3 protein-coding genes are annotated in these 9,100 nt (G+C 65.5%); 2 read left to right on the forward strand and 1 reads right to left on the reverse strand.

Annotated elements, in window-relative coordinates:
• Positions 1–149: 149 nt before the first annotated feature.
• A complete protein-coding gene (locus NUV89_RS24760) occupies positions 150–6,419 on the reverse strand; it encodes a non-ribosomal peptide synthetase (protein ID WP_257783388.1) in 6,270 nt (2,089 codons plus the stop codon).
• Between the two features lie 442 nt (positions 6,420–6,861).
• On the opposite strand from NUV89_RS24760, the gene NUV89_RS24765 reads away from it, so the two are divergent.
• Both NUV89_RS24765 and NUV89_RS24770 read left to right on the forward strand, forming a co-directional pair.
• Positions 6,862–7,638 carry a helix-turn-helix transcriptional regulator gene (locus tag NUV89_RS24765; RefSeq protein WP_257783389.1) on the forward strand — a complete coding sequence of 259 codons (777 nt, stop codon included), beginning with the start codon at positions 6,862–6,864 and terminating at the stop codon, positions 7,636–7,638.
• Positions 7,638–9,086, forward strand: coding sequence for an efflux transporter outer membrane subunit (locus tag NUV89_RS24770; protein WP_257783390.1), 1,449 nt, complete (start codon positions 7,638–7,640; stop codon positions 9,084–9,086). The genes NUV89_RS24765 and NUV89_RS24770 overlap by 1 nt, the downstream gene beginning before the upstream one ends.
• Positions 9,087–9,100: the final 14 nt, after the last annotated feature.

The raw sequence follows: 9,100 nt of genomic DNA on the forward strand, positions 1-9,100 counted from the left end.
GCACTCCGGCTTTTCCAAAGTGAGCCGCCGTAAGGGCGGAACCATAAGCCGCCGTAACCCAAATAATGGATATGTACACAGAAAGACCGCTATCGCAGGCAAGCCAGCTCCCACACAAGCCCGCCCTCATAGTCAGTGGCGGTCAGGTTTCAAATCCGACGACGCCGATTGAGCGCAGGGATAGCGGTTTCAGCAACAGCCACTGGCTGAACCTGCGCCACGGCACACACCGCCAACTGCGCCAACGTCGGCTGACTGAACAACGTCCGCGCATCCACCTCCAACCCAGCCTTGCGCATCCGCGCCACCACATTCACCGCCAGCAACGAATGCCCACCCAGTTCAAAAAAGTGGTCATACCGCCCCACCCTTTCCAACTTCAACACCTCGGCCCAAATCCCGGCCATCAGCGTTTCAACCTCCCCCACCGGCGCCACATACGCGCGACTGAGCACCGACGCCAAACCCGGCTCCGGCAACGCCTTGCGATCCAGCTTACCCGCCGGGTTCAGCGGCAACGCGTCAAGCGGTACAAACGCCGCCGGCACCATATATTCCGGCAGTTGCTCCAGCACATGGGCACGCAACACCTCCGGGCTCGGCGCCTCGCCACGCAGGGTGAAATACGCCACCAACCGCTCATCCCGAATCAGCACCGCCACCTCACGCAACGCCGGATGCGCCGCCAGGCATGCTTCGATTTCCCCCAGCTCCAGGCGCACGCCGCGCAGCTTGACCTGGAAGTCATTGCGCCCAAGAAATTGCAAGTCGCCATCCGCCAAGTACCGCACCAGATCGCCGGTGCGGTACAGGCGATCACCGGCCACAAACGGGCTGTCGATAAACCGCTCGGCGGTCATCTGCGCCAGCCCCAGGTAGCCGCGCGCCACGCCGACCCCGCCGATATGCAAGTGGCCGCTGACGCCCATCGGCACCGGTGCATCGTGTTCGTCGAGCACATACAGGCGGGTATTGCTGATCGCTCGGCCAATCGGCAATTGCAGCGCGGGCACGCGGGCGCCCGGTTCCAGGGTCCAGGCGCTGCTGTCCACCGTGGCTTCGGTGGGGCCATACACATTGTGCAAGCGCACCTGCGGCAGGCGCGCCTGCACGCCACGGGCGAGGGCCTCGGTGAGTTCGCCGCCGCCACACAGCACATCGGTCAGGCTGCTGCACAACGCCGACTCTTCCAGTTCGAGGAACTGCTGCAACATCGCCGGCACGAACTTGATCACAGTGATTTTTTCATCACGAATCACCTGCGCCAGGTACGCCGGCTCGCGATGCCCATCGGGCCGCGCCAGCACCAGGCGCATGCCATTGGCCAGCGGCCAGAACAGCTCCCACACCGAGCCGTCAAAGCTGAACGGCGCACGCTGCAACAGCGCGCCGCCTTCGGCGTTCGGGCATAGCTGCGAGCCCCAGTGCAGCAGGTTGGTCAGGCCGCGGTGTTCGATCATCACGCCCTTGGGCGTGCCGGTGGAGCCCGAGGTGTACATCACGTACGCCAGGCTGGCGGGGGTCAGGCCCGGCACCCGTGGGTTGCCGGTGGGGGCCTGCTGCCAGGTGCAGCGGTCGAAGTCGAACACCGGGATCGCCACGTCACCCGGCAAGTCGCGGGTGGCGCCCTGCACCAGCAACGCCACCGGCTGGCTGTCGTGGAGCATGTAGGCCAGGCGCTCGCGGGGATAGCTCGGGTCCAGCGGCACATAGGCGCCGCCCGCCTTGAGAATGGCCAGCAACCCCACCACCAGGTCGAGCCCGCGCTCGACGCACAGCGCCACTCGCGAGTCCGGCTGCACCCCGCGCTCGCGCAAGGCGTATGCAAGCCGATTGGCGCGCTCGTTGAGTTCACGATAAGTCAGTTGCAACGTGCCGGCCTGCACCGCCACGGCATGGGGGATGTGCCGCGCGTGGGCCTCGAACAGCGCTTGTACCGTCTGGGTTGCGTCGTGGTCGGTGGCGGTCGCGTTGAAGTCCACCAGCAGGCGGTGCAGTTCGCTGGTGGGCAGCACCGGCACCTCGCGCAGCGGGCTTTGCGGGGCATGTTCAAGGGCATCCGCCAGGCCGTTGAGCACCATATCGAGGTAGCCCAGCAGACGCGCGGCACCCACCTGGCGCGGCGCCTTGGCCTTGAGGCGAAAGCCGCTGGCAACGTCGTCCACCGTGAGCATCAGCGGATAACTGAGGATGTCTTCGCTGCTGAGCAAGGCGATGCCCGGCCCCAGGTCCGGCGCGGCGTCTGCAGCGGTATGCCGATAGTTGAGCAGGCTGTTGAACAGCGGCGCCACCTGGCTGCAACGCTGGGCCAGGGCGAGTGAGGCTTGTTCGTGGACGAGCAGCGCGCTCAATTGACGATGGGTGTCGCGCACCGCCTCGACCACGTTTTGCCCGGCCAAATCCAGACGCAGCGGCAAGGTGTTGATGAACATGCCGAGGGCCCGATCAGCGCCTTCCCCCGCCTGCAAGCGGCCGAGCAGGACGCTACCGAACACCACATCATCACGGCCAGCCACGCGGCTGAGCACCTGGGCCCAGGCCACGTGAAACAGGCTTGCGGCGCTCACGCCCAAGGCCCGTGCCTGCGCGCGCAAGCGCTGGTTGAGGGGTTCGCCCAGCGCCTGTTCGGCGGCTTCGGTGTCGGCTGGCTGCGCCCGATGGTCCTGTAGGCCGAAGGCCAGGGTCGGCTCGTCAACGTCGGCCAACCGCTCACGAAAGAACGCTTCGTGTGCCGCCTGAAGCGCGGGCAGTCGGGCCTGCGCGACCACGTTGCGATACGGCACCGGCGCGGGCAATCGCGCCTGTTCACCGCGCAGATGGGCGCGTATTTCATCCAGCAGAAGCGTGGTCGAGGTGGCGTCATTCACCAGATGATGGAAGCGCAGCCGGGCAACCCAGCGCTGCTGCTGCGGCTCCTCGCGATAGTCCAGGGCCATCAGCGGCGCCTGGCGCAAATCCAGCGGTGCACAGGTTTCGCCCAGCGGCTCGACCCGCAGCCTTGCCTCGCGCCACACCACTTGCATCGGCTGCTCAAGGGCGTCCCAGACCAGGCTGGTGCGCAGGATGTCGTGGCGGTCGATCACCTGTTGCAGCGCCTGGGCAAATGCCTCCAACTGCGCGCGGCCGGCAAAGCTGAACAGCGCTTGTTGCTGATAGGGATCGTGCTCATCGGTGATGTGGTGGTAGAGCAACCCTTCCTGCAACGGCGCCAGCGGGTAGATCTCCTGCACATTCGCCGCACCACCGGGAATGCCGGCGACGATGCGATCCAGGCTGGCCTGGTCCAGCGTGGCCAGGGCCAGCAGGTCCGGGGTGAGGACGGCGCAATCGGCCGGCACGCGGTTGGCCGGCACGTCGCTGTCGCGGCCTGCGCTCGCCGCCGCCAGGGCTGCCAGCGTCGGCTGGCCGAACAACACCTGCACATCGGCACGCAGGCCGGCCTGGCGCATGCGTTGCACCAGTTGCACCGCCAGCAGCGAGTGCCCGCCCAGCTCGAAAAAATGATCGTGGCGCCCCACTTGGCCGACCTGCAACAGCTCGGCCCACAGCTCGGCCAGGGTGGTTTCCACGCCCTCGTGCGGGGCCTCGAACACACGCGTCACGAAGGCGTCCTGAGTCGGTGCTGGCAATGCTTTGCGGTCGAGTTTGCCGTTGGCGGTCAGCGGCAACGCCGCCAGCCGGGTGTAGGCCACGGGCAGCATGTAGTCGGGCAACGAGGCTTGCAGGTGGCTGCGCAACGCGTCGATTGCCACCGGCTCACGCTCGATAAACCAGGCCAGCAGCTGCCCTTCGCGACACAGCACCACCGCGTCGGCAACCTGTGGGTGAGCGGCCAGCGCCGCGTCGATCTCGCCCAGTTCGATACGCACGCCACGGATCTTCACCTGGTCATCGTTGCGGCCGAGGTATTCCAGATTGCCGTCGGGCAGCCAGCGTGCCAGGTCGCCGGTGCGGTACATGCGCCCGCCCGTGTCGGGGTCATCGACGAAGCGCTGCGCCGTCAGGTCCGGCCGGTTGAAGTAACCACGGGCCACGCCTTTGCCGCCCACGTACAACTCCCCCGTGACGCCAATGGGCACCGGGCGCTGCTGCGCATCCAGCAGGTAAACGCAGGCATTCGCCACCGGCGCGCCAATATGCAACGGCCGCCCCACCTCGACGCGGCCGGAGGTGGCGACCACCGTGGCTTCGGTCGGCCCGTAGTTGTTGACCACGGCAAAGCGCTGCGCCTGGGGGAATGCACGCAGGCGGTCGCCGCCGATGAGCAAGGTGCGCAAGGTCGGGTGGCCCAGGCCCTGGCTGAAGGCGTATTCGGCCACCGGCGTTGGCAAGAAGCACACGTCCAGCGGTTGCCCGCGCCACCAGTGCAGCAGCGCGTCGATATCCTCGGCGCCGTCATGGGCCGGCGGCAGGTGCACCGTGGCGCCCACACACAGCGCCGGCCAGACCTCCCAGGCCATCGCATCAAAGCCGAACCCGGCGACACTCGCCGTATGGCTGCCGGCCTGCAATTCGAACGCCTGGCAGTGCCAGTCCACCAGGTTGCAGACGCTGTGGTGTTCGACCATCACGCCCTTGGGCAGACCGGTGGAACCGGAGGTGTAGATCACATAGGCCAGGTGCGTCGGGATGACCGCAACACGGGGCGACTGGTTCGACGGTTGCGCCACCTGACCCAGCGCAATCACGGGCACCGCCAGCGTGGGCAGGCGATGCAGCAACTCGGGCTGGGCCAGTACCAGCGCCGGCGCGCTGTCGTGCAGCAAGTAATGCACGCGCTCGGCGGGATGGGCCGGGTCGACCGGCACGTAGCAGGCGCCGGACTTGAGAATCGCCAGCAACCCCACCAACGTGTCGAGGCCGCGCCGCGCGAGGATCACCACCCGATCATCCGGCTGCACGCCGTGGGCCAGCAGTTGATGGGCCAAGCCATTGGCCTGTTGGTCGAGGGCGGCGTAGGTCAGCGTTTGCCCCTGGTACTGCGCGGCAATGGCCTGCGGCGTGCGCTCGGCCTGCGCCGCGATCCGCCCGTGCACGGTGCGCGGCTCAACCACCGGCTGCGCCGTGGCGTTCCACTGCCGTAACCGGGCCTGCTCGGCCGGGGTCACCAGCGCCAGTTCACCGACCGGCACCGCACTGTCGTCCAGCCCTTGCTCCAGCAGCCAGATCAAGCCCTGCGCCAGCGCCTGCACCTCGTCGTGCTGGAAATACCCCTCGTTGTACACGCAATGCAGGCACGCACTGCCCTGCTGGCGGTTGCTGCGCAGGTGGATGGCCAACGGCAGCGGCTCATGGTGATTGGAGACCTTGACCGCCCGGGCCTGGACGTCGCCGTAGCGCAGGTCATGGTCGTCCTGCTCGAACGACAGCGACACCTCGAACAACTGCTCGCGCCCGCTGCGACGCAGGCCCAGCTCACGGTTCATCTCGCTCAAGGGAAAGCGCTGGTGGCGAAAGTCCTGCTGGAGCTGGTCGCGCACGCCACGCACCAATTCACCAAAGGGCAGTTGCGCATCGAACTGCAAACGCACCGCACTGACCTGGGCAAACAGCCCGACGGTTGCGCGAAAGCGGGCGTTGGCGCGGTTGAGAATCGGCACTCCCACCACCCATTCCTCACGCTGGCGGGTGCGGCTGAAATACACATGCAGCGCCGCCAGCAGCACATGAAACGCCGACGCCTGGTACCCCTTGGCCACCTGCTCCATGCGTTCGAGCAAGGCCAGCGGAAACGCCTGCACCCAGGTGTTGCTCGGCGCCTTGGCGGTGTGGCGCGGGGTGAGCAGCGGTTCCGGCAAGGTCTGGTACTTGTCCAGCCAATAGGCGCGGTCGCGGGCATAACGGGGCGACTGCCGATAGCTCAGGTCGGCGTCGATAAAGTCGCGATAGGACGGCGCCAATCGCTCCACCGCTCGCCCCTGCTCCAGGGCGCTGTACAGACTGGCGAGGGATTGCAGCATCTGGCCAAAGCCCCAGCCATCGAGGATCAAGTGGTGGGCCTGGGTGCCGAGGCGGTAGTGCTGGCTGCCAAGCTTGACCAGGAAGAAGCGGAACAGCGGCTCGCCTGCCAGGGCATAGGGCCGGGCCATCTGCGCCTGCATCAACGTGTGGAACGCCGCGCCGGGATCAGGCTGCGTCGACACGTCATGCAGCGCCACCTCGGCCGCCATCTCGGCCACGAAGGTTTGCTCGGGCAAGCCATCGACGCCGCCATGCAGTTGGCTGCGCAGCGCATCGTGGGTGGCCACCAGCTGCGCGACGGCTTGTTCGATCAGCGCCGGCACCACGGCGCCGGCAAAGTCCACGTAGCCACCAATGTTGTACAGCGGCGAGTCGCCCTGGCGCAGTTGGTCGAGCCAGATGTCCTGTTGGGCGGCGGTGAGGGGGAAGCGGGTCGGCAGGCTGGGTAGAGGCTGCATAAGATCCTTCTCATGGGTAGGGCACTGGCCACGCAGGGAGGCCCCCTACGGCGAAATTGCCGGATTTGAGCATGGGGTCCGGGGCCTGTCTGTCACCCTAAACCCGGACATCCAAATGGATGGAATTGGGTTTGGCTGATGGCCTACAGCTGAAACGATTAAATGGATGTAGGACATTCGCTATGACTGGCCGATGTCGACGGGTTGAAAACTGCCAAAATGAAAATAATTCATTATTTAATTCAATAACTTAACTAACATTTAAAATTATTTTTCATTTTTCTTCGGCGGAAAACACTGTCAGAAACGTCGAATTAATGACGTTGTTTTTATGGCAGCTTGTGTCACGCATTTCTGCTACATACGTAGGACAAATCACCTGGCTGAATAGGATTTCACGGGCTGATTGCTGACGATTTTGGACATCAAGGATGAGATGGCTATGAGCTTGACGCAGAGTATTGGCACCACGGACAACCCGCATTTCTACGCCAAGATGGGTGAGTTGATTGCAACCAGTGGCCATGAGGCGTTCGCCGCCAACCTGTTGCAACTGGTCGACAAGTGGGTACCGATCCACCTGGTCGACCTCAGTGAATGGACCCTCGATGAAAGCCGCGACAGCGTGCTCGACATCACCTTGCTCGGTAGCGCGGGGCTCAAGCAGGCGTTGTCGGCGCCCCAGACCCTGCACCCGCTCGACACCCATCCGTTGCTGCGGGACATGTTGCGCATGCAGGCCCCGCTGCTGATCCAGATGAAAGCCAAGGGCGGCAGCTCGCACCAGTGCAACCTGGTGTCGCGCCAGGCCAACCGGCGCTGTGTGATTTCGTTGTACCGCCCGCCCGCCCAGCGCGGTTTTTCCCTCGCCGAGTTGTCGTTTCTCAAGTGCCTCTCGGAGACCCTGTTGCCCCTGATGGAGCGGCATGCACACAGCCTGCGCCAAGCGCCACACAGCGAGGTCGAAGCGCCACATAACGTGCAGGAGCAGTCGCAATTGCAGCGTGAGTTCTACAAGCGCCTGGCGCTCAGCGATATCACCTTATCGGCGCGGGAGCAGGAAGTCTGCCTGGGCCTGTTGACCGGCGGCACCGTGCCGCAGATGGCGGAAAAACTCAGCGTGAAAAACAGCTCGGTGGAGACCTACCTCAAGCGCGCTGCCGCCAAGTTGGGCGTCAGTGGCCGGCACGGGCTGGCGAAATGGATGGTGGGCGCCTGATGCGCACTCTGACGCTCACCCTCGCCTGCCTGCTCGGCGGCTGCTCGCTGATCCCGCACTACCAGCGGCCCGCCGCGCCAATCCCGGCGCAGTATCCCCAAGGCGGGGTGTACACCTCGGCGGTCACCACGGACTGGCAGCCGCTGTTCCAGGACCCCGCGCTGCAACAACTGATTGCCGATGCGCTGCGCAACAACCGTGACCTGCGGGTGGCGGCGCTGAACGTCGAAGCGTTCCAGGCGCAGTACCGCATCCAGCGTGCGGACCTGTTCCCGGCGGTGTCCGCCAGCGCGGTGGGCAAGCGGCAAAAGCTGCCCGGGGACGTGACGGGCACTGGCCAGTCCGCAATCACCTCAAGCTATTCCGCTACCTTGGGCCTCAGCGCCTACGAGCTGGATCTATTCGGGCGTGTACGCAGCCTCAGCGAACAGGCGATGCTCACGTACCTGGGCACCGAACAGGCGCGACGCAGTGCGCAATTGAGCCTGGTGGCCAACGTCGCCAATGCCTACCTGACCTGGCGGGCCGACCAGGAACTGCTGGCGTTGGCCCAGCAAACCCTGGCCGCCGACGATCATAGCCTGCGCCTGACCCAGCGCAGCAAAAGCGCCGGCAAAGCCTCGGCGCTGGAGGTGGTGCAAGCGCGCACCAGTGTCGAAAGCACCCGCGCCAGCGTGGCCCGCTATCAACGCCAGGTGGCCCAGGATCTCAACAACCTGACCCTGCTGGTGGGCACTGCGGTGGATGCCAACCTGCCCGCCCGCCCGCTGACCGCCGACCTGGTGGCGTCGGTGCCGGCCGGGCTGCCCTCGGACCTGTTGCAACGGCGCCCCGACATCCTCCAGGCCGAATACCAACTGCAAGCCGCCAACGCGAATATCGGCGCCGCCCGTGCCGCGTTTTTTCCGTCGCTGACCCTTACCGCCAACACCGGCAGCGCCAGCACCGAGCTGTCCGGGCTGTTCAAGGGCGGCTCGGGCACCTGGACCTTCCAGCCGCAGATCAACCTGCCGATCTTCAACGCCGGCAGCCTGCGCGCCAGCCTCGACTACGCCAAACTGCAAAAAGACATAGGCGTGGCCCAGTACGAAAAAGCCATCCAGACCGCCTTCCAGGAAGTCGCCGACGGCCTCGCCGCCCGCCAGACCTACACCGACCAACTCGCTGCACAGCGGGATTCTGTCGCGGCCAACCAGGCGTACTACGACTTGGCGCAACACCGCTACCGCAGCGGGGTGGACAGCAACCTCACGTTCCTCGATGCCCAGCGTTCGCTGTTCAGTGCGCAGCAGGCGTTGATTGTCGACCAGCTTGCGCAGTTGGTTGCGCAAGTGCGCTTGTATACCGCGCTAGGCGGTTCATGGGGCGCCGATCAACAACTGGGGCAAGGCCCGGCACCGGTCGAACATGTGGGAGCGGGCTTGCTCGCGAAAGCGGTGTGTCAGTGAAGTAGGTATTGGCT

This window comes from Pseudomonas sp. 18.1.10 (assembly GCF_024655625.1).
Taxonomy (GTDB): domain Bacteria; phylum Pseudomonadota; class Gammaproteobacteria; order Pseudomonadales; family Pseudomonadaceae; genus Aquipseudomonas.